Raw genomic sequence first — 19,984 nt, 5'->3', positions numbered from 1 at the left:
AATAGGGGCGTGTCCGTGGGGGTGGACACGCCCTTTTTGTCGCCCCCTGGGGAACGGCTTGGGACATACCTGGCGTTTGGACTTCATATACATCAGAGGAACAAACGATTCAGGAGAGTGATGGTCCATGAGAAAGTGCTCCGCCGACGTCAACCATATCCGCCTCCATGGCGCGGTAGGGGAGGCCCCAGTCTATTCCCATCTCAACCACGGCGTGGAGTTCTATACCTTCCCACTGGTGGTCCGGCGCCTGTCAGGCGCGGAGGATCAGGTGAACGTGGTGGCTCCGTTGGAGCTGCTGGAGTGCTGCGGACCGCTGGAGCGGGAGAGCGAGCTGACGGTGTTGGGGGAAGTACGGACCTTCAACAACCGAACTGGGGTAGGCAGTAGGCTGGTCATCAGTGCCTTTGCCAGAGAGCTGCGGCAGGAGCCGGGAGAGGATGAAAACCGGCTGGAGCTCTCCGGCACCCTATGTAAAACACCGAGCCTGCGGGCCACCCCCCTGGGGCGGACCATCTGTGATATGATCCTGGCGGTCAATCGCCGGTACGGACGGGCGGACTATCTGCCCTGCATCGCCTGGGGCAGTTTAGCCCACCGGTGCGGAGGCATGGAGGTGGGGGACCAGCTGCGGCTGACTGGACGACTTCAGAGCCGAACCTATACCAAGGTCAGCGGAGACCGCTCCGAGGAGCGGGTGGCCTTCGAGGTGTCCATTATGTCGCTGGCGGCGGAGGTGCCCACAGAAAAAGAGGAACATACGGGATAAGGGAAGAGGGCCGCTGCCTGTTTGACAGCGGCCCTCTGATTCATGTAATTATCCCAGATAGGCTTTCTTCACAGCCTCATTGCTCAACAACTCCCTGCCGGAGCCGGAGATAGTCAAGCGGCCAGTCTCCAAAACATAGGCGGTATCCGCAATGTGCAGCGCCATGTTGGCGTTCTGCTCGATGAGAAGGATAGTGACGCCCTGCTTGTTGATCTCCTTGATGATCTCAAAAATCCCCTTGACCACCAGAGGAGCCAGACCCAGGGAGGGCTCATCCATCATCATGATCTTAGGCCGGGACATGAGGGCACGGCCTACGGCCAGCATCTGCTGCTCGCCGCCGGACAGAGTGCCCGCCGCCTGCCAGGAACGCTCCTTCAACCGGGGGAACAGGTCATAGACCCACTTGATGTCGTCCTCCAGGTCGTCATGGCGCAGATAGGCGCCGATTTTCAGATTTTCCAGTACCGTCAAATCGGGAAATACATGGCGCCCCTCTGGGACTAAGGTGATGCCTTTGGACACGATCCGGTCGGGAGAGAGGGCGGTGATATCGTCCCCCTGGAGATGGATGCGGCCCGCCGCTGGCTTTACCAGTCCGGCGATAGCCCGAAGGGTGGTGGATTTCCCGGCCCCGTTCGCACCGATCAGTGTGACGATCTCTCGCTCTGGCACTTGAAAGGTGATTCCCTTCACGGCCTCGATGCCGCCGTAGTTTACCTGCAATTCGTCAATTTTCAGCATCGTCCGCCACCCCCAAATATGCCTCAATTACCCGAGGATTGTTTTGGATCTCCTCCGGTGTGCCCTGGGCGATCAGCTTGCCGAAGTCCAAGACATAGATGCGGTCGGAGATCCGCATGACCAGATCCATGTGATGCTCGATCAGCAATACGGTCAAATCATACCTTGTGTGGATTTGCCGGATAAAGTCTGTCAGTTCGTGGGTCTCCTGAGGATTCATGCCCGCGGCCGGCTCGTCCAGAAGCAGGAGCTTGGGTTCGGTGGCCAAGGCCCGGGCGATCTCTAGCCGCCGTTGTAGTCCATAGGGCAGGGAGCCAGCCACCTCGTCCTGAAGGTGATCCAGATTCTGCTCCTCCAGCAGAGCTATGGCCTGCCGCCGCATCCGTGCCTCCTCCCGCCTGCTCAGACGGAAGGTGGAGGAAAACACGTTGTGCTTGGCCCGCATATGCTTGGCGATCAGCACGTTGTCCAGCACAGAAAGAGAGGAAAACAGCCGGATATTTTGAAATGTCCGGGCCATCCCCATATGGGTGATCTGATCTGGGGTGGGGGCCAGTTTGTGGGTGAACATCCCCTGGTTCTCCCCCTGGTAGGTCTTTTTCATCTTGCCCTGGGGAAAATTCTCCACCATAGGCTGCCCCAGAAAAGAGATCCTTCCGTTGGTGGGCTCGTAGACCCCGGTGATGCAGTTGAAGGCCGTGGTCTTGCCCGCACCATTGGGGCCGATCAGCGCCACGATTTCCCCCTTGTTTACCTCCAGGGACAGGTCATTGACCGCTACCACGCCTCCAAACTGCATGGTGACGTGCTCTAAATTGAGGATACTCTCACTCATTTCGCCACCCCCTTGGCTTTCTTCCGGCGCTTAAACAGATCTGGCAGTTCCTTGTCCCCCATGATGCCTTTCCGGAAGAAGAGGACCACCACCATAATGATGACGGAGAACACCACCAGCCGGAAGCCGTTGCGGAAGATGCCTGGGGCCTCGATGCCCAGGAAAGCGCCGTTGTCTAAGCCGCGCAGCCACCACTCGGAGGCAGCGATGAATAGGGTGGCCCCAATGACCGAGCCGGAGATGGAGCCGATGCCGCCCAGCACCACCATGAGCAGGATTTCATAGGTCATGGCGGACTTGAAGTTATTGGCTTGGGCGATGCCCAGCACCATGGCCATCCCCGCTCCGGCCACGCCGGCGAAGAAGGAGGAAATACAGAAGGAGAGCATCTTGTGGCGGGCCAGGTTGATGCCCATGGCCTCCGCCGCGATCTCATTTTCCCGGATGGCTTTAAAGGCCCGCCCGTAGGAGGAGTTGATAAGCAGGACGATGATCCCGATACACACTGTGGACATCAGGACAGGGATGAAGGTGGACAGGCTGATGGTCACGTCGCCCGCCTGGATCTTAAAGTCCGCAATCCGTATAAAGCTCTTTAGAGGGTTGGAGCCATTGGTCACCGGCCCCAGCTTTCCCCACTGAAAGACCGCGCGGATGACCTCCGCAAAGCCCAATGTGGCGATGGCCAGGTAATCGCTTTTCAGACGCAGCACCGGCAGACCGATCAGCCAGGCCACCAGGGCGGCCCCCAGGCCGGCCAGCAGGACGGCCACGATTACCCCCAGAACGGTGCCGAAGGGGCCCAGAGCGCCGCTCAACGCCTCCGGGATGGAGAAGCGAACCGCCGCGTCATAGTACTGGTACACCGCGTCCCGGCTGTCAGAGGAGATGGTAAAGATGGCGTAAATATAGGTCCCGATGAGCATAAAGCCCGCGTGTCCCAGGGAAAACAGGCCCGTAAAGCCGGTCAACAGGTTTAGGGACACAGCCGCCAGGGCATAGACCGAAGCCTTTTGCAGCACCTTGAGGAGCATTGACATGTAGTCAGTGGGCTGGATCACCTGGTCCAGAACCAGCACTACCGCCAGCATCAATGCCACCAGCGCCAGGGAGATCAGGGTTTGCCTGTTATTTTTTTGCTGTATCATTTAACCCACTCCCTCCCGTTAAACCTTGTCCGTGGCCTTCTCGCCAAACAGGCCTGTCGGCTTGAAGACCAGGATCACGATTAGCAGCACAAAGGTAAAGGCGTCGGAGAAGGTGGACAGCTCCAGAGGGGACTGGATGATGTGAAAGGTGGTCAGAATGGTATCCAGCCCCTTGATCAGAGACTCAAACACGCCGATGATGAATGCGCCGATCACCGCCCCTGGGATAGAGCCGATTCCGCCGAACACTGCGGCTACAAAGGCTTTCAGGCCGGGCATGGCTCCAGAGGTAGGTACCACACCGGGATAGTTGGAGAAATAGAGCATGGACCCGACTGCCGCTAAAAAGGAGCCGATGATAAAGGTGACGGAGATGACATTGTTAATTTTAATCCCCATCAACTGGCTGGTTTCAAAGTCCTTGGCTACCGCCCGCATAGCCATTCCAACCTTGGTGTGGTTGATCAGCTGTACCAGCAGGATGACCAGTATGATGGTCAGCACCGGGGTGATCAGAGTGACCCGCTTGGTGGTAGCCCCGAACAGATCCACCTGGTCGGAGATCCAGGGGATGGTGGGATAGGTTTTATTCAGACCACCGGTGACATATAGGGCCAGGTTCTGCAGCAGATAGCTGACCCCGATGGCGGAGATCATCACGCTCATGCGGGGAGCGGAGCGCAGAGGCTTGTAGGCGATTTTCTCGATGACAAAGCCTAGAGCCACCGTCAGCAGCGCTACCACCGGCACCGCCAGATATAAGGGCAGGGCCGCCGAGAGATAGACCATCATCAGACCCGCCACCATAAACACGTCGCCGTGGGCGAAGTTAATCAGGCGCAGGATACCATACACCATGGTATAGCCGATGGCGATTAATGCGTACTGGCCGCCTACGGAGATGCCAGACAGAATATAGGGCAGTATAACCGTTGTGAATTGTTCCATGGGATTCCTCCCTCTCCGTATCAAAATGATCCCTCAGGCCGCCGAGAAAGAGGCAAGAGATCTCAAGTCCTTTCCGCAGCGACCCAAAGCCTTGTGAAACCGCGCCCGGCGGGGTTTTACTGTCCCGCCGGGCGCGGTGTACCATCTGAAAGGATAAGTCGAGCGTTGACTTACACGCCCTGCTCGCCCACCAGATCCCAGGCGCCGGTTTCTGTATTGCAGTGCTTCACATAGGCCAGATCCCGCACCGCGTCGCCGTTTTCATCGTCGAAAGCGATGTGTCCGGTGATGCCGTCATAGGTCACATCCCACAGCGCCGTCATCACATCGGCGGGATTGGTGGAGCCAGCGGCCTTCAGGGCCTCCAGAGCTACATAGTAGGCGTCGTAGCCCATGACGGAAACGGCGGCGATCATGTCGTTGCCGTTGTTATTGGTCAGGTTGGTGGAGTCGGAGTTGATCCACTCCTTAAAAGCTGCGTCAAACTCCGCGTTGCCGCCCTCCTGATAGAAGGTGGTGACGTAGAGATCGATATTGCTTTTGCCCTTGGCGGCCTCGGTGATTACGTTGGAATCCCAGGTGTCGCCGGCCAGCATGGGCATCCCCAGGTCCTGGGTAGCGGCCTGATCCAGAATCAGCGCCGCCGCCTCAATGGAAACAGGGGCGAAGAATACATCGGCGCCAGAGTTCTTGGCACTGGTCACATAGGAGCTGTAGTCAGAGGTACCCTCGGGGAAAACCTCATACACACAATTTTCCTCACCAAAGGCCTTCATGAAGTAGTTGCACAGACCCACGGAGTAGTCGTCCCCCTGCTTGGCCAGGCAGTAAGCCTTGGTGGCGGAAAACTGGTCCTTGGCGAAGTTAGCCAGGACTGTGCCCTGGAAGGGATCGATGAAGCAGATGCGGAAGTAGTGGTCGTTGCCAATGGTGATCTGGGGGTTGGTGCAGGTCACGCCGATGGCGGGCACACCCGCGTCCCCAAAGGTGTCGGAAGCGGCGATGGACACACCGGAGCCATAGGAGCCCAGCACCACCGAGCAGCCGGCGGAAACCAGAGTCTGGGCGGCGGAGGGCGCCTTGTCGTTAGCGGACTGGTTATCGGCATAGACCAACTCCACAGTATAGGTCTCGCCGCCAATCTCCACAGTGGGAGTCAGGGAGTGGGCGTACTGCATTCCCAGGATTTCCTGCTTTCCGCCGGCGCCGTTGTCGCCGGACTGGGGCTCAAACACACCGATCTTAACCACCTTGTCACCGGAGCTGGTGTTGGAGGCGGAAGAAGTCCCAGTGTTGGAAGAACCGTTGTTGGAGGAATTGTTGTTTCCGCCACAGCCGGCCAGCATGGTCAGCAGAAGGGCGGCGGACAGGGCGCTGGCAAGGATTCTTTTCATGTTCACTACTCCTTTTCATTCCGGGATCAAGCGTTTTACAGATTGTCTGCCCTGTAAAAACACTTGTACGCAGGATATGATGGCATTATACCTTGTCACACAGAAAAAAGCAATATGGAATGCAAATTATTTTTGAAAAAATTGCAAAAATAGGACGAGCCATTTTCGTTGATAAGGAAAATAGGAGAAGTATGTTCCGACAGCGGGGCGCATATAGATGAAGGGATCAGACTGATGTGGGAGATGATGATATGAAGGAGAAAAAGTGTAGACCAAAGATATTTTTTGTTCCAAAGAGGTGGGGGATCGGAATGGTCTGCCTCTGTCTAGCGGCGGTAATGTTCTATGTGGTCAATTATCCGGCGGCCGTTGGGACCGCGGCGACTACGCGGCAGTTGCCTATATACTGTGTTCAGAGGGACCAGAAGCTGGTGTCCATCAGCTTTGACGCGGCCTGGGGCAACGAGGATACCCAACAGCTGATTGATATTTTGGAGAAATATAAGGTGAAGGCCACTTTTTTTGTAGTGGGGGAGTGGGTGGATAAATACCCTGAGTCGGTAAAAGCTTTGGCTGATGCTGGACATGAAGTGATGAACCACTCCAATACCCATGCTCACTATCCGCAGTTGTCCGCCGATCAAGTGGTGGCAGATTTGAATGCCTGCAACGATAAAATTGAGGCGGTCACCGGAGTCCGGCCCACCTTGGTACGATTGCCCTATGGGGACTATGATGACAACTCCATCAACGCCGTCCGGTCAATCGGTATGGAGCCTATCCAGTGGGATGTGGACAGCCTGGACTGGAAGGACTTGTCAGCCGCCGATATCACGCAGCGGGTGGTTAGCAAGGTACAGCCGGGCTCCATCGTGCTGTTCCACAACGCGGCCCTTCATACCCCGGAGGCCCTGCCTGGTATCCTGGAAACCCTGATACAGGACGGCTACACCTTTGTCCCGATCTCCCAAATCATTCTGGAGGGGGACTACACCATCGATCACACTGGGCGGCAGTGCCCAGCGTAAAAGAGGCCCGCCCGGTCAAAAGCCGGGCGGGCCTTGTGTTTGCCTTTATGGGCAGAGTTTAGTCTTTCAGCTCGATGAGCAGCTCAATCTCTACGGGGATATTGCCAGGCAGTACGTTGGTTGCGATAGCAGAGCGTGCGGGCCGACCAGCAGGGTCGCCAAATACATCCATCAGGAGCTGGGTAGATCCGTTCATAACGGCGGGCTGCATATGGAAATCCGGGGGGCAGGCCACAAAGCCCAGCTGCTTGACAATCTGTTTAATACGGTTCAGGTCGCCCAGATGATTGTGCAAGACGGACAACAGGTTGATTGTGGCCAGTCTGGCAGCTGCCTGCCCCTCCTCTAAGGTGAGATCAGTGCCCACCTTCCCGCTGTATACGGCGCCGCCAGTGGGATCAGTGGGGCCGACACCGGAGGTATAGACCAGGTTAGAGCCAAACAGCTTGATGGGGGAGTAGAGGCCGCCCGGAGGGGGGGCAGGAGGCAGTTCAATGCCCAGTTCCTTTAAACGCTCATAAACATCCATGACAAGATTACTCCTTTCAAAATATGATGAGATCAAGGTCTAAAATCCACACAGATCTGTGTGAACACCTCGGCCGCCTTGGCCAGGTCAGAGATCTCAATGTATTCGTCATTGGTATGGGCCTGCAGGATACTGCCAGGGCCCATAACGATGGCGGGAATACCGATGCGGGTAAATTTGCTGGCGTCGCAGCTGAAATAGCCTCCTTCGATGGTGTGCTCTCCCATGATCGCATCACAGGCGGCTATGGCGGTCCGGACAATGGGGGAGTCCTCCTCTACCTCCATGGCAAAGTCAGTGACAAAAGGTTCTTGGATTTCCACCTCGTACTCGGGGTGGGAGGATAGCAGCGACTCCAGGCAGCCCAATACCTCCTGACGGACGGATTGGTAGGTCTCGCCCGGCAAGACCCGACGGTCAATTTGTATCTCACAGTAATCCGGGACAATATTGATTAGCTTGCCGCCATGAATTAGGGAGATATTAAAGGTGGGAGGCCCCAGCAGGGGATGCTTCTTCTGTTCATAAAGGGGAAACAGCTTTTTCTCCAGCTCACAGATTACATTGGCCATGGCCACGATAGCGTTCCGTCCCTCCCAGGGGCGAGAGCTATGTCCAGCAAGACCCCTGGATACGATCTTGAAGCGGACGTTCCCCTTACAAGCGCGACAGACGTGGACGCTTGTGCCTTCCCCAACCACGGCGGCATCAAAGGGGATACCATCTTCCAAAAGGCGAAGCACTCCCTTGTAGCTAAACTCTTCCTCTGCGGCGGCAGCAAAGTAGATGTCGGAGTAGGTCTCGATCTTATGCTCTTTGAGCAGACGCATGGCGTACATCATAGCGGCCACGCTGCCCTTGTCGTCCACACTGCCCCGGCCATACAAACGGCCGTTCTGAATCACAGGCTTGAAGGGTTCGATCTCCATCTCGTCCACTGTGACCGTGTCGGTATGCGCTTCAAAGCAGAGGGCACCCTTGCCGGTACCCTTCAGATGGGCCAGCACATTGAATCGGCCAGGCAGCGCCTCCTGAAGGATATAGGGGATTTGGTACTGGTCAAAATAGCGGCAGATATATTCTACCATATTTTTCTCACCAGTGCCCCCCTTTTCAAACAGGGGATTGACACTTTCGATGCTGACCAGGTCGCAGAGCAGGCTGACCAGCTCATCTTCCTTGGCCAGTCCCTTGATGGTCTGTTCCATGACTGGCTCCTCCCATCAGTCCTTGGAGTCGTTCAGGTAGTCATTGACAGCCGCTTTCACTGCCTCTACATCGCGGTACTTGACAAAGGGGACTTCCTTCTGACCCTGCTCCATCAGCTTCAGATCCCGCATACCGTTGCCGGAGAGAACACACAGAACAGAGTCGGTGGGCTGGATAACGCCCTTAGCTACCAGCTTTTTGGCGCAGGCCACAGAGCAGGCGCTGGCAGGCTCGGCTACCACGGCCTCCTTACTGGCAATCAGGTGCATGGCCTCCAGGATCTCCTCGTCAGTGGCCTCCTCGGCGCATCCGCCGCTCTTGGTCAGAACATCCATGGAAGTGATACCATCGTATACACATACATCGGCGATAGCGAAGGCGACAGTCTGGGGGACACCGGGCCAGATTTCGGGGTTTTTCAGCCCCTTTTGGTATGCGTCAACCAGCGGGGCGCAGCCAGAAGCCTGGGCCCCTACGAAGCGGGGTATTTTGTCGATAAGGCCCAGCTCCAGCATATCCTTACAGCCCTTATAGATTTTGTTCATCAGGGCACCGCCCCCCACAGGGACGACAATCCAGTCGGGCATCTGAAAGTTCAGCTGCTTGCCGATCTCATAGCCCACAGTTTTGTAGCCGTCAGAGGGCAGAGGATTGGTCAGCATGTTGGTGGTCAGGGATTTCCAGCCAAAAAGCGCCTCGCCCTGCTTGGCCATGCTGATACAGTCATCTATTGTATGCTCCATGCGGATCAGATTGGCCCCGTAACCCCGTACCTGCCAGCCACGTTCAGCTACCGCTCCGGGGGGCAGGATGACGAAGCAGGGCATACCGGCCTTGGCAGAGTACGCGGCCATGGCATTTGCGGCGTTGCCAGCCGACCCCAGCGCCACGGCAGGGGTGTTCCTGGCCTTCTCGATGCTCAACGCAACGGTGGCAAACCGGTCCTTATAGGTCCCGGAGGGATTCAATGTCTCATTCTTTAGAAAGAGCTGCTCCACCCCGACGATTGGGCCCAGGTTACTGGCGGTGAGCAGGGGAGTATTGCCCTCGCTCAGGGTGACAGGCGCCTCCACGCCCTCTACAGGTAACAGATCGCGGTAATCCCACACGCCGGAAACACAGCCGCCCCGGATGACCTCTCGATAGTGGCTGGCATTGGCGGCCAGATCGAACTCCGGCTCCAGGAGCCCCCCGCAGCTTTCGCAGACATAGGGCTCAGTGTCCCGCTCAAAGGGTTTGCCGCATACAGAACATACCAAACGATACTTTTTCATAGACAAGATCCTTTCTGTGCCTGGCGGATGACCGCGGAATACAGGTCAACAGCCTTATGCAACTGGTCAATCTCGATATACTCATCCACAATGTGAGCCTGGTCCATAGAGCCAGGGCCGCACAGGAGCGTTTCCGTATAGCCCGCCTTGCAGAAATAGGACATATCACAGCAGCCCTTGAAATAGGTGACCGCCGCCTCCCGGCCAAACGCCTCCTGAAAAGCGTTTTTCAGTACAGTACATACCTGACCGTCAGGCTGGGTGCTGCTGGGAGTGACATTGATGAAGTCGCAGACCTCGTAGGTCACTTGAGTGCCATCGAACAGCCGGTGGAGGATATCCAGAATACTGGCGCGCAGAGTGTCCGCAGTCTCACCGGGGACAGTTCGACAGTCCAGGATGACCTCACTGGTGCCGGGGACAGCGTTCTCTTTCACTCCGGAGTGGAGCATGGTAGCGGTTATGTTTGGAGGTGGGAGAATGCCGCAGTCCAAGGACTGGCGATCCAGGTCAAAGCGCTCGACCTCCAATAGGAAACGGGCCATCTGATTGATGGCGTTGATACCCTCATAGGGCAAGCCGGAGTGGCACTGACGGCCGTTAATAGCCACCTTGAAGCGGGTCACGCCCCGGTGGGCAATACAGGCCTCCAACATGGTAGGCTCGCCGATGATGGCGATTGTCCGGCCGCCAGGAGGCTCATGGGACACATAATACTGGGTGCCCAAACCGTCCACCTCTTCATCCACAACAAAGACAAGCCGAAGTTCGCAGTCACGGGCTTCGCCCATTTCCACAGCCCGGATGGCACTGGCCATCATAGCGGCAATGCCTCCCTTCATGTCGCAGGAACCCCGGCCATACAAACGACCGTTCTGCTCTGTCAAATGAAAGGGATCGCACACCTGCCAGTCTCCACCAGGGGGAACGACGTCCAAATGGCCGGTAAAGATAATCCGGTTATCAGAGCTTCCATAGACAGCCACGACGTTAGAGCGGTTTTCCGCAATATCCTGGAGCTGGGTACGGAAGCCATAGCCCTCCAGCACCCCCGCAATATACTGGGCCAGTGGCTTCTCATTCCCGTTGACAGTTGGGAAGGCCACCATATCCCGCAGAAATTGCTGCGCTAATTCATGATAATGGTCCATGGTTGATCAAATACTCCTTTTCGGCACACCGGCCCTCCTGAACAAAAAGGAGGGCCGGCAGTAAGCTCATAATTAGCCCATAAGGCTTGGAATCCACATGGTCAGCGGAGGGATAAAGGCCACCGCAACCACAATCAAAACACCTGCGATAAAGAAAGGAATCAAATCTTTGACGACCGATTCAATAGAGCATTTGGCAATGTTGCAGGAGATGAACAGGGTGGTGCCCACAGGAGGAGTAAACAGACCCAGGGCCAACGCACACAGGCAGATAATGGCCATCTGAATGGGATCCATCCCCATACTTTGAGCAATAGGAATATAAATGGGCAGGAAGATATACAGATTTGGGACATTGTCCATGACCATGCCGGCCACGCCCAGCAGCAGCACCATCATAATGAGCAGCAGCCAGTTGGGCAGTCCCAGCCCCAGAAGGGCGTTGGACAGCTTGGTGGGCACCTGCTGGCTGATGAGGATGAACTGCATGATCGAGGCACAGGACACCACCATCATGACCACGGTGGTGCCAATAGCGGCATCCGCCAGCGCCTTGTAGATCTTTTTCAGATTCAGAGTCTTGTAGACGAAGATACCCACAAACAAGGAGTAGATGGCGCAGATGGAGGCGGACTCGGTGACGGTAGCAATACCGGTAACTACGCTGCCTACCATGAAAACAGGAAAAACCATAGCGATCAGGGCATCTTTGGTGGCAGCCCAGATCTCCGATTTACTGGCCCGTGCTTCACGGGGATAATTGTTTTTGATACCCATATAGGCAGTAATGGCGAGAAACGCAAGACCGATGATGATGCCTGGAATAGCGCCGGCCATAAAAAGTTTAGCCACGGACAGGTTGGTAATAGCGGAGATGACGATCATGGTACTGCTGGGAGGGATGATGATGCCAACCACAGAGCTGGTGGCGTTGATGGCTGCGGAAAAGGGAGGTGGATAGCCGCGGTCATTCATTTCAGGGATCAGGATGGCGCCTACAGAGGAGGCGTCCGCCACAGAGGAGCCAGAGATGCCAGCCAGGATCATGCTGGTGACCACGGACACACAACCCAGACCGGCGGGCAGGTGGCGGACCAGAACACTGGCAAAGTTGATCAGCTTTTTGGCGATACCAGCCTCGACCATCAGAGTGCCGGCCAACACGAAAAAGGGGACGGCCAAGAAGGAGAAGGATTGTGTCTGGGTAAAGAATTTTTGGGCCGCGACAGATAAGCTAGTGCCGTTGGTCAGAAGGTACCAGATCGATGCGGTTCCCATAGAAAAGGCGATGGGTACGCCAATGCAAATCAGCGCAAAAAACATAAGCGCCATAATAAGGATCAAGGTCATTTCGCAGCACCCTCCTTGTCGATCCTTACAATCTCTATCATCACATACTTAAGCAGATTGAAGGCGAGCATGATGCATACACCTACAAAGCCGATGAACATGGAACCATATGTAAAGGCCTTGCTCAGGTGAGTAAGAGCAAGGTACTCATCCACAAGAGAAAGGGAGAGGTCAAAGGCAGACTTAGCCATGACCGCGGAAAAGAAAAACATGGTGCCGTTAATAAAGATCACGGCGATGTGACGGACGATACCCTTGAATTTATCGAAAAATAAAACCAGGGCGGTGTTCTCCTGGCGCCGGGCGATGACAATCATAGCCATACAGACGATCCAGGGGAAGAAAATCGTGGTCAACTCCACAGAAACTACAATGGGCTTCCCAATTGTGCGGAAAATCACGTTTAGGAACACGTCCAAAGTCAGGGCCGCCATCATTAACGCGGCGATCCCTGTCATAATATTACAGAGAAAGTCAACGGCCTTCTCTATCGCTGATAATACTTTCATAGAACCTCCTCTGTTCACCATGTGTACAGGGGCGCTGGAGCAGCGCCCCTGTACACAAGCACACAAATGCAGGGTTAGTTGCGGTTAGCTTTAGCGGATTGCATTTACAGCCTCAACGATACGAGGATCGCAGGTGGCGAGATAGTCGTCGTAAACACCAGCGGTAGCGGTCTTGAAGCCTTCGACATCGGGGGTGGTGATCTCCAGGAAGCAGCCTTCGTCCTTGACCTTCTGCAGATACTCTTCCTCAGCATTGGCGCAGTAAGCGCGGGCGGCTTCCTGGGCCTTAGCGGCACCGTCCATCAGGATCTGCTGAGTCTCGGCATCATAGGATTCGAACTTATCATTGCTCATTACCAGAGCGATGCCATAAGTGTACATATTCACGATAGCCAGGTAGTCCTGAACCTCTGTGAAGCTGTTCTGATAGATGGCGTCAATAGGGTTGAACTGGCCATCGACGACGCCCTGGCTTAGACCCAGGTACAGCTCAGAAAAGGCCAGCGTGGTGGTGGCACAGCCCAAAGCATCCATGGTCTTCAGGGAAACCTCTTCGTTGGTACAGCGCATATTGATGCCCTTCATGTCCTCCACGGAATTGATGGGACGGACATTATTGGTGATCTGAACGGTGCCCAAATCGCCCCAGGCGACGATTTTGTAGCCATTGTTTTGGGCGATGTCCTTTAAGGCGTTGCCGAAGTCGCCGTCCAGCAGGGCATGAGCCTCGTCATAGGTGTCCACTAGGAAGGGCAGCCCATAAGCACCGAAGTTGCCGTCTACGTTAGACATGGCAGTGACGCCGGGAATGGTGAAGTCCATGGATCCGGTCTTTACCATTTCCACCATCTCCTGCTCGCTGCCCAGGGAGGAGTTGGGGAAGATCTCAACGGTGATACGACCGCCAGAAGCCTCGTTCACATAGTCGGCGAATACGTGGGCCATTTCGCCACGGACAGAGTCTTCCACAGTGTTGAAGCCCAACTGGAAGGAGTAAGAGGGAAGTTCTTCCTGCTGGGAACCAGAGGAAGTATTGGTGTTTGTGTTCGCGTTGGTGCTGCCGCTGTCTTTACTGCCACAGCCGGCGAACAGGGAGACCATCATGGTCAGGGAGAGCGCGAGAGCAAGTGCCTTTTTCATAAATCTACCTCCATAAAAAATGTGTGATTTACCACACGGGTCAGAGGTCGGCCAAAGCCCCACACATAAAAGGATCTTGACAATTTCCCATGGGAAATTGTCAAGGCAGATCCCTGCCTTGACCTTATCTGATCACCATTGGTATGTATTTAACAATCCCACGCCGCCGCGGGACTATTAACACAGATACTGGATGGCCAGGGTGACCACTAGCATACCGTCGAAAATCAGGATACCATATGAGATTATCTAGAACGGAGACTACGACCCGCACGGTCTACCTCATGGGCGAGAAACTTCAGAAGCGCTCCACAAAAATATATTTTCATAATGCGAAAATAAATTCTTTATTATGAAACATTTATGTAATATTAATAGCTTGTTTAAAGAAAAAAGTCAAGTAGTGAATTAATTTTTGAAAAGCTTGCATAAAAAAGTTTTAGATATTTGTCTATTCCAGACAAATTAAGGGCTGGAATATTAACAAATTCTTTATTTGCTAAAGAATAAAAAAACCTGGGAGGAAAAGTTCCTCCCAGGAAAACGCTTTATAGAGCTGTACAGCCCATCATACGGCTGATATCGCGGGTCAACCGGAGCAGTTTGGGCAGCAACTGCTCCATAAACTTATCGGTCATTCGGAAAACAGGAGCAGAGATACTGACTGCGGCTACAGGGTGGTCAGACCAGTTGAAAATTGGGGCGGCTACACAGCGTACACCTGGCTCGTGCTCCTCGTCATCCACGGCATAGCCCAACCTACGGACCCGCTCTAGACTGGAGCGGAGTGTGTCCAGATCTGTGATGGTCTTTTCTGTGTAGGTGTGGATCTCGGAGCTGTCCCATACCTTGATGACTTCCTCATCGGGGAGATAGGCCAGTATGCTCTTGCCCACTCCGGTGCAGTACATGGGATTGCGGCAGCCGACATAGGAGGCCATTCGAACCAGAGGGCGGGCGGGCTCCGCCTTATAGATGTAGATCACGTCGCTGTTATCCCGCTCTACCAAATGGACCACTTCCTGGCAGTCGGCGGCCAGCTCGTCCAGCATGGGCTTGGCGGCGGTGAGCAGATTCAACGCAGTGGAAACGCGGCTGCCTACCTCAAACAAGCGGAGTGTCAGCCGGTATTTTCCGCTCTCCTGGTCTTTGCACGCATAGCCGCGTTCAACCAACACGCCCAGCAGCCGGTGGGTCGTGCTGATGTGCAGACCAGTGGTGGCAGCCAGGTCGGACAGGGACATCCCCTGTGGTGCAGTGGAGAGCGCCTCCGCGATATCTAACACACGGGCCACAGACTGGACCGAGCCAGAGGATCCATTCATGTGATCCGCCCCCTTTACAATTATTTTTTCCAGCATAACACAATTTGTCATAGGTCAGCAATAGTTTTTACACAAAATAGAGACAAAAATTTTATGAAAAGAGAGGATTGACATGAGAGGAAAAAAGAGATATAAATGTGTTTGGATATCATAATACGATAAAAATTTTCATAATATGAAAAATGGAGGCCGCTATGAGAGAACAAGTTATCCAGATGGTAGAAGAGGAGAAGATCATCGCCATCGTCCGCGGCATCGATGCGGAAAAGTGTATGAAGGTGGCGGACGCCCTGTATGAAGGTGGAATCCGGCTGATGGAGATCACTTTCGATCAAAAGAATCCAGACTCCTTCCCAGTGACGGCCAACGCCATAGCCGAAATCGGAGCCAAATACCAGGGACGGATGCTGGTAGGCGCCGGTACGGTCACCACACCGGAATTGGTGGAGCTGGCTGCCAAGGCTGGCGCCAAGTACATCATCTCTCCTGACGTCAACGTGGAGGTCATCCGCCGCACACGGGAGTTGGGGCTGGTGTCTATGCCCGGTGCTATGACGCCCAGCGAAGTCATGACGGCGCATAACGCTGGAGCTGACTATGTTAAGCTGTTCCCGGCAGGCGAACTAGGCACCTCCTATGTAAAGGCTATCCGGGCTCCCATCAGCCATGTAAAGCTGCTGGCAGTGGGCGGCATCAATGAAAAGAACGTGGCCGACTATATGGCAGCGGGAATGTGCGGCGCCGGTGTGGGCGGCAATCTGGCCAACAAGAAATGGATCGAGGCCGGAGAGTTTCACAAAATTACCGAAACAGCCCGTGAGCTATTAGCTGCCGCAAAAAGCGTCAAGTGAGCAAGCGAAGAACGTGAATATCGCGGAGCCAATGAAATATCATCACAACGAGGAGGAAACTACAATGAAAAGAATTATCACCTTTGGCGAGATTATGATGCGCCTGAATCCGGAGGGGTACCTCCGTTTTGTCCAGGCGGACAAGTTCGAGGCCACCTATGCTGGCGGTGAGGCCAACGTTGCCGTGTCCTTGTGCAACTATGGCATGGACGCCGCCTTTGTCTCCAAGGTTCCGGCCCATGAGATTGGTCAGGCTGCGGTCAACGAGCTGCGCCGTTACGGTGTGGACACCAGCCTGATGATCCGGGGCGGCGACCGCTTGGGCATCTACTTTGCCGAAAAGGGTGCCTCTCAGCGGGCCTCCAAGGTGATCTATGACCGGGCCAACTCCGCCATTTCTCTGGCTAAGGCCTCTGAGTTTGACTGGGAAAAGATTTTTGCCGGTGCTGACTGGTTCCATTGGACCGGCATCACCCCGGCTCTGGGCGGCGAGCTGCCCGCCATCTGCCTGGAGGCTTGTAAGGCCGCCAAAAAGTTGGGCCTGACCATCAGCTGTGACCTGAACTACCGTAAGAAGCTGTGGACCCGCGAGGAGGCCGGCAAGGTCATGGCTGAACTGGTCCCCTATGTGGACGTGTGCATCGCCAACGAGGAGGACGCTAAGGATGTGTTTGGTATCGCTGCCACTGATACCGACCTGAATACCGGTAAGCTAAGTCACGAAGGCTACATCAGTGTGGCCAAGCAGCTGACCGAGCGTTTTGGCTGTAAGAAGGTGGCTATCACCCTCCGGGGCAGCATCTCCGCCTCTGACAATGATTGGGCCGGTATGCTGTACAGCGACGGAAAGGCCTCCTTCTCTCCCACCTACCGGGTTCATATCGTGGACCGTGTGGGCGGCGGCGACAGCTTCGGCGGCGGCCTGATCTATGCCCTTCTGTCCGGTTATGACGACCAGAAAGCAATCAACTTCGCCGTGGCCGCCTCCTGCCTGAAGCACAGCATCGACCACGACTTCAATATGATGTCTGTCAGTGAAGTGGAGTCTCTGGCCGCTGGCAACACCTCTGGCCGTGTCCAGAGATAAGGGGGACATTTCTATGGATATTGTTGAAAAACTGGGTAACGCGGGCATCGTGCCCGTAGTGGTGTTGGATAAGGCAGAGGACGCGGTTCCCACTGCCAAGGCCCTGCTGGCTGGCGGCGTGGATGTGATGGAGATTACCTTCCGCACCGCCGCTGCCGCGGATTCCATCGCCGCCGTAGCCAAGGAGTGCCCCGAGATGGTAGTGGGCGCCGGCACCGTTATTACTCTGGAGCAGTGCGAAAAGGCCGTGGAGTGCGGTGCCAAGTTCATCGTCTCCCCCGGCTATAGCGACGAAGTGGTAGCCTGGTGTGTGGAAAACGGCGTGGCCATCACTCCCGGCTGTGTCACCCCTACGGAGATCATGGCCGCCATGTCCCATGGCCTGAAAGTGGTCAAATTTTTCCCGGCCAACGTCTACGGCGGCCTGAGCGCCATGAAGGCGCTGTCCGGCCCCTTTGGCTCTATGAAGTTTATCCCCACCGGTGGGGTCAATGGGCAGAATCTGGGCGAGTATATTGCCGCTCCCTTTATCCATGCTGTGGGTGGGAGCTGGCTGTGTTCCAAGGGCGACATCGCTGCCCATGCGTTTGACAAGATCACCCGCCTGTGCCAGGAGGCCCGCCAAGCCGTTCTGGGATTTGAGGTGGCCCATATCGGCATCAATACCGCCAGTGACGAGGCATCCATGGATGTGTGCCAGGGGCTGAAGGACGCTTTTGGCTTTGAGATTAAGACGGGCAACAGCTCCAACTTTGCCAGCAGTGCTGTTGAGGTTATGAAGAGTATGTACCTGGGCCAAAACGGTCATATTGCCGTAAAGACCAACAGCATTGCCAGGGCCGCTGTGGAGCTGGAGAAGCATGGCTTCCAACTGGATGAATCCACCGCCAAATATAAGGGTGAAAAGATGATTGCTGTCTATCTGAAGCAGGAGTTTGGTGGCTTTGCTGTCCATCTGCTCCAGAAGTGACCTTCTGAACAAGATGTTTCCCATTCCTTTCTTCATGTGGAAGGCCCCCGCTCGATTGCCATTTCGAGCGGGGGCCTTCCGTATACTATATTAAGAGCTTACGGGTGCCTAGCAGGACCGCCTTACTTGACCAAGTAGCCGCCGTCCACAGGAATGACGGCCCCGTTGAGGTAGTCAGAGGCCCGGGAGGCCAGGAATACCACTGTCCCCTTCATATCCTCTGGGGTGCCCCAGCGGTGGGCGGGGATCCGGTCGGTGATCTCACGGTATCGGGGGTTGCTGACATCGGTGAGTGCCACATTCATATCTGTATCCATATAGCCGGGGGCGATGGCGTTGACCTGGATTCCCTTGGAGGCCAGCTCATTGCACAGGGCTTTGGTCATCTGGGCCACTCCCCCTTTTGAGGCGGCATAGGCGGGGACGGTCATACCGCCAAAGAAGCTGAGCATAGAGGCAATGTTGACAATCTTCCCGCAGGGCTGTTCCTTTTTTAGAAATTCTTTGGCAGCCATTTGACACAGGTCAAAGGGAGCGGTCAGGTTGACATTGAGTACGTCCTTCCAGTCCTGAAGAGGAAATTCGGGGCTGGGGTGGCGGCGCTGTATGCCGGCGGCATTGACCAGAATATCCAGGCCGCCCAGCAGAGCGACGGCTTGGTCAAAGGCCTCCTGCCTGGCCCGGTCGTCGGCCAGGTCCACGGCGATGCCTTTGCACCAATAGCCCTTTGCTTCGAATTGGGCGGCCACCTCGATCACCTTTTTGCTGGTACCAAAGATGACTACAGCGGCGCCGGCCTCCATCAGGCCCTCCGCCATGCCGTGGCCCAGTCCTCTAGTGCCGCCGGTGACAATAGCCTTTTTCCCGGTGAGATCAAATAAGCTGTTCATGGGAAAACCTTCCTTTCTCCGCAGGCCTCTAGGCCCGCGCTATCATCGTGTATCAAAGGGAATAGCCGATCAGTTCAGTCAGTCGGACCTTCACTTCCCGCAACAGATCGGCATACCGATCCTGATTCTGTCTCATACGAGCGTCCGAGCTGGAAATACTGACCGCGTAGGCCGGCCTGCCGGTCACGTCCAGGATGTCAACAGCGACACAGGAGATGCCAGGCTCCCGCTCCTCCCAGTCATAGGATACCCCCGCCAGCCTGCATTCCTCCAGCTGGCGCTCCAGCTCGGGAAGGGAAGACACCGTGTTGGGGGTATAGGTGATGATCTGGGAGCGGGACCAGATGTCCTCCACCTCCTGGCGGGACATATCGGCCATCATGGACTTGCCCACAGCAGTGCTGTACATGGGTAGCTCCATGCCCAGGCAGGAGCCCATGACGACTACACCAGAGGAGGGAATGACCTTGTCGATATACCGGATATTGGTGTCCGACCGCTCGGCGAAGTGGATGGTTTCGCAAGCCTGCTCGGATAACTGCTGGAGCAACGGGTGGGCCAGCTGGATAACTGTGCTGTGCTGGGGCACCCGCTGTCCCAGTGCGAGCATCTTATAAGTCAACCCGTACCGGCTGGTGTTCTCATTCTGCCTGACATAGCCCAGCTCTGTCAGTGTGCCTAGAATGCGATGGACCGTAGTGACGCTGAGTCCGGTAGCGCCGTGGAGCTCCCGGACGCCCATCTCTCCCTGTGCGGCCAACTGCTCCAGAATGGAGAAGGCGCGAGCAACGGACTGAATGGTATCCTCGGCCATGGAGATTCCTCCTCTTGAT

At 55.6% G+C, this 19,984-nt stretch carries 20 protein-coding genes; 5 read left to right on the top strand and 15 right to left on the bottom strand.

What is annotated here, in order from left to right; genetic code table 11:
• The first annotated feature begins 127 nt into the window (after positions 1 to 127).
• Positions 128 to 769 (top strand): single-stranded DNA-binding protein, encoded by a 642-nt coding sequence (locus ACEVJK_RS08625; protein ID WP_147573067.1) that lies wholly within the window; start codon positions 128 to 130, stop codon positions 767 to 769.
• 48 nt (positions 770 to 817) lie between these two features.
• Here ACEVJK_RS08625 and ACEVJK_RS08620 read toward each other — a convergent pair whose 3' ends face one another.
• From ACEVJK_RS08620 to ACEVJK_RS08600, 5 genes are all read right to left on the bottom strand, one after another.
• Positions 818 to 1,513, bottom strand: coding sequence for an ABC transporter ATP-binding protein (locus ACEVJK_RS08620; protein ID WP_147573069.1), 696 nt, complete (start codon positions 1,511 to 1,513; stop codon positions 818 to 820).
• Positions 1,500 to 2,348 carry an ABC transporter ATP-binding protein gene (locus ACEVJK_RS08615; protein ID WP_374740378.1) on the bottom strand — a complete coding sequence of 283 codons (849 nt, stop codon included), beginning with the start codon at positions 2,346 to 2,348 and terminating at the stop codon, positions 1,500 to 1,502. Before ACEVJK_RS08615 ends, ACEVJK_RS08620 begins: the two co-directional genes overlap by 14 nt.
• On the bottom strand, positions 2,345 to 3,496 hold the full coding sequence (locus ACEVJK_RS08610; RefSeq protein WP_147573073.1) for a branched-chain amino acid ABC transporter permease: 1,152 nt from the start codon (positions 3,494 to 3,496) through the stop codon (positions 2,345 to 2,347). The genes ACEVJK_RS08615 and ACEVJK_RS08610 overlap by 4 nt, the downstream gene beginning before the upstream one ends.
• Before the next feature lie 18 nt (positions 3,497 to 3,514).
• Positions 3,515 to 4,444: a branched-chain amino acid ABC transporter permease gene (locus tag ACEVJK_RS08605; RefSeq protein WP_147573075.1), complete on the bottom strand. Its 930-nt coding sequence runs from the start codon at positions 4,442 to 4,444 to the stop codon at positions 3,515 to 3,517.
• A 170-nt stretch (positions 4,445 to 4,614) separates the two neighbouring features.
• Positions 4,615 to 5,838, bottom strand: coding sequence for an ABC transporter substrate-binding protein (locus tag ACEVJK_RS08600; protein WP_147573077.1), 1,224 nt, complete (start codon positions 5,836 to 5,838; stop codon positions 4,615 to 4,617).
• 311 nt (positions 5,839 to 6,149) lie between these two features.
• Between ACEVJK_RS08600 and ACEVJK_RS08595 the strand changes: the two genes are divergently transcribed.
• Positions 6,150 to 6,866, top strand: coding sequence for a polysaccharide deacetylase family protein (locus ACEVJK_RS08595; RefSeq protein ID WP_186851778.1), 717 nt, complete (start codon positions 6,150 to 6,152; stop codon positions 6,864 to 6,866).
• Positions 6,867 to 6,924: 58 nt separating this feature from the next.
• On the opposite strand, the gene ACEVJK_RS08590 is transcribed toward ACEVJK_RS08595, so the two are convergent.
• The 8 genes from ACEVJK_RS08590 to ACEVJK_RS08555 form a co-directional block, all read right to left on the bottom strand.
• A complete protein-coding gene (locus ACEVJK_RS08590; RefSeq protein ID WP_186851779.1) occupies positions 6,925 to 7,395 on the bottom strand; it encodes a RidA family protein in 471 nt (156 codons plus the stop codon).
• Between the two features lie 32 nt (positions 7,396 to 7,427).
• Entirely contained in the window at positions 7,428 to 8,603 is a 1,176-nt protein-coding gene (locus tag ACEVJK_RS08585; protein WP_186851780.1) for a M20 family metallopeptidase, read from the bottom strand.
• Between the two features lie 15 nt (positions 8,604 to 8,618).
• Positions 8,619 to 9,878, bottom strand: coding sequence for a threonine synthase (thrC, locus tag ACEVJK_RS08580; RefSeq protein WP_240288528.1), 1,260 nt, complete (start codon positions 9,876 to 9,878; stop codon positions 8,619 to 8,621).
• Positions 9,875 to 11,029, bottom strand: coding sequence for a M20 family metallopeptidase (locus tag ACEVJK_RS08575; protein ID WP_340406300.1), 1,155 nt, complete (start codon positions 11,027 to 11,029; stop codon positions 9,875 to 9,877). Before ACEVJK_RS08575 ends, thrC begins: the two co-directional genes overlap by 4 nt.
• Positions 11,030 to 11,101: 72 nt before the next feature.
• On the bottom strand, positions 11,102 to 12,379 hold the full coding sequence (locus ACEVJK_RS08570) for a TRAP transporter large permease (protein WP_207721872.1): 1,278 nt from the start codon (positions 12,377 to 12,379) through the stop codon (positions 11,102 to 11,104).
• Positions 12,376 to 12,888, bottom strand: coding sequence for a TRAP transporter small permease (locus ACEVJK_RS08565; protein ID WP_186851783.1), 513 nt, complete (start codon positions 12,886 to 12,888; stop codon positions 12,376 to 12,378). Before ACEVJK_RS08565 ends, ACEVJK_RS08570 begins: the two co-directional genes overlap by 4 nt.
• Positions 12,889 to 12,978: 90 nt before the next feature.
• Positions 12,979 to 14,028 carry a TRAP transporter substrate-binding protein gene (locus tag ACEVJK_RS08560; protein ID WP_186851784.1) on the bottom strand — a complete coding sequence of 350 codons (1,050 nt, stop codon included), beginning with the start codon at positions 14,026 to 14,028 and terminating at the stop codon, positions 12,979 to 12,981.
• Positions 14,029 to 14,576: 548 nt separating this feature from the next.
• The gene (locus tag ACEVJK_RS08555) at positions 14,577 to 15,353 is read right to left on the bottom strand and encodes an IclR family transcriptional regulator (RefSeq protein WP_374740377.1); all 777 of its coding nucleotides are present in this window, start codon (positions 15,351 to 15,353) and stop codon (positions 14,577 to 14,579) included.
• 194 nt (positions 15,354 to 15,547) lie between these two features.
• On the opposite strand from ACEVJK_RS08555, the gene ACEVJK_RS08550 reads away from it, so the two are divergent.
• The 3 genes from ACEVJK_RS08550 (at position 15,548) to ACEVJK_RS08540 (ending at position 18,261) form a co-directional block, all read left to right on the top strand.
• A complete protein-coding gene (locus tag ACEVJK_RS08550; RefSeq protein ID WP_147573083.1) occupies positions 15,548 to 16,204 on the top strand; it encodes a bifunctional 4-hydroxy-2-oxoglutarate aldolase/2-dehydro-3-deoxy-phosphogluconate aldolase in 657 nt (218 codons plus the stop codon).
• 64 nt (positions 16,205 to 16,268) lie between these two features.
• Positions 16,269 to 17,291, top strand: a complete 1,023-nt coding sequence (locus ACEVJK_RS08545) for a sugar kinase (protein WP_147573085.1) — start codon at positions 16,269 to 16,271, stop codon at positions 17,289 to 17,291.
• 13 nt (positions 17,292 to 17,304) lie between these two features.
• A complete protein-coding gene (locus tag ACEVJK_RS08540) occupies positions 17,305 to 18,261 on the top strand; it encodes a bifunctional 4-hydroxy-2-oxoglutarate aldolase/2-dehydro-3-deoxy-phosphogluconate aldolase (RefSeq protein ID WP_374740376.1) in 957 nt (318 codons plus the stop codon).
• A 122-nt stretch (positions 18,262 to 18,383) separates the two neighbouring features.
• Here the strand turns inward: ACEVJK_RS08540 and ACEVJK_RS08535 are convergent, their stop codons facing one another.
• Positions 18,384 to 19,151: an SDR family NAD(P)-dependent oxidoreductase gene (locus ACEVJK_RS08535; protein WP_186851787.1), complete on the bottom strand. Its 768-nt coding sequence runs from the start codon at positions 19,149 to 19,151 to the stop codon at positions 18,384 to 18,386.
• A gap of 52 nt (positions 19,152 to 19,203) precedes the next feature.
• Entirely contained in the window at positions 19,204 to 19,965 is a 762-nt protein-coding gene (locus tag ACEVJK_RS08530; protein ID WP_186851788.1) for an IclR family transcriptional regulator, read from the bottom strand.
• Positions 19,966 to 19,984: the final 19 nt, after the last annotated feature.

Source organism: Flintibacter sp. P01028 (genome assembly GCF_041925235.1).
Lineage (GTDB): Bacteria > Bacillota > Clostridia > Oscillospirales > Oscillospiraceae > Lawsonibacter > Lawsonibacter aceti.
This window is presented reverse-complemented; position numbering and strand designations above follow the sequence as displayed.

Coding starts and splice junctions, on each gene's coding strand:
- ACEVJK_RS08625 (WP_147573067.1), top strand. CDS start 128: ATGAGAAAGTGCTCCGCCGACGTCAACCATATCCGCCTCCATGGCGCG.
- ACEVJK_RS08530 (WP_186851788.1), bottom strand. CDS start 19,965: ATGGCCGAGGATACCATTCAGTCCGTTGCTCGCGCCTTCTCCATTCTG.
- ACEVJK_RS08590 (WP_186851779.1), bottom strand. CDS start 7,395: ATGGATGTTTATGAGCGTTTAAAGGAACTGGGCATTGAACTGCCTCCT.
- ACEVJK_RS08585 (WP_186851780.1), bottom strand. CDS start 8,603: ATGGAACAGACCATCAAGGGACTGGCCAAGGAAGATGAGCTGGTCAGC.
- ACEVJK_RS08550 (WP_147573083.1), top strand. CDS start 15,548: ATGAGAGAACAAGTTATCCAGATGGTAGAAGAGGAGAAGATCATCGCC.
- ACEVJK_RS08575 (WP_340406300.1), bottom strand. CDS start 11,029: ATGGACCATTATCATGAATTAGCGCAGCAATTTCTGCGGGATATGGTG.
- ACEVJK_RS08620 (WP_147573069.1), bottom strand. CDS start 1,513: ATGCTGAAAATTGACGAATTGCAGGTAAACTACGGCGGCATCGAGGCC.
- thrC (WP_240288528.1), bottom strand. CDS start 9,878: ATGAAAAAGTATCGTTTGGTATGTTCTGTATGCGGCAAACCCTTTGAG.
- ACEVJK_RS08540 (WP_374740376.1), top strand. CDS start 17,305: ATGGATATTGTTGAAAAACTGGGTAACGCGGGCATCGTGCCCGTAGTG.
- ACEVJK_RS08560 (WP_186851784.1), bottom strand. CDS start 14,028: ATGAAAAAGGCACTTGCTCTCGCGCTCTCCCTGACCATGATGGTCTCC.
- ACEVJK_RS08615 (WP_374740378.1), bottom strand. CDS start 2,348: ATGAGTGAGAGTATCCTCAATTTAGAGCACGTCACCATGCAGTTTGGA.
- ACEVJK_RS08610 (WP_147573073.1), bottom strand. CDS start 3,496: ATGATACAGCAAAAAAATAACAGGCAAACCCTGATCTCCCTGGCGCTG.
- ACEVJK_RS08565 (WP_186851783.1), bottom strand. CDS start 12,888: ATGAAAGTATTATCAGCGATAGAGAAGGCCGTTGACTTTCTCTGTAAT.
- ACEVJK_RS08545 (WP_147573085.1), top strand. CDS start 16,269: ATGAAAAGAATTATCACCTTTGGCGAGATTATGATGCGCCTGAATCCG.
- ACEVJK_RS08605 (WP_147573075.1), bottom strand. CDS start 4,444: ATGGAACAATTCACAACGGTTATACTGCCCTATATTCTGTCTGGCATC.
- ACEVJK_RS08535 (WP_186851787.1), bottom strand. CDS start 19,151: ATGAACAGCTTATTTGATCTCACCGGGAAAAAGGCTATTGTCACCGGC.
- ACEVJK_RS08570 (WP_207721872.1), bottom strand. CDS start 12,379: ATGACCTTGATCCTTATTATGGCGCTTATGTTTTTTGCGCTGATTTGC.
- ACEVJK_RS08555 (WP_374740377.1), bottom strand. CDS start 15,353: ATGAATGGATCCTCTGGCTCGGTCCAGTCTGTGGCCCGTGTGTTAGAT.
- ACEVJK_RS08600 (WP_147573077.1), bottom strand. CDS start 5,838: ATGAAAAGAATCCTTGCCAGCGCCCTGTCCGCCGCCCTTCTGCTGACC.
- ACEVJK_RS08595 (WP_186851778.1), top strand. CDS start 6,150: ATGGTCTGCCTCTGTCTAGCGGCGGTAATGTTCTATGTGGTCAATTAT.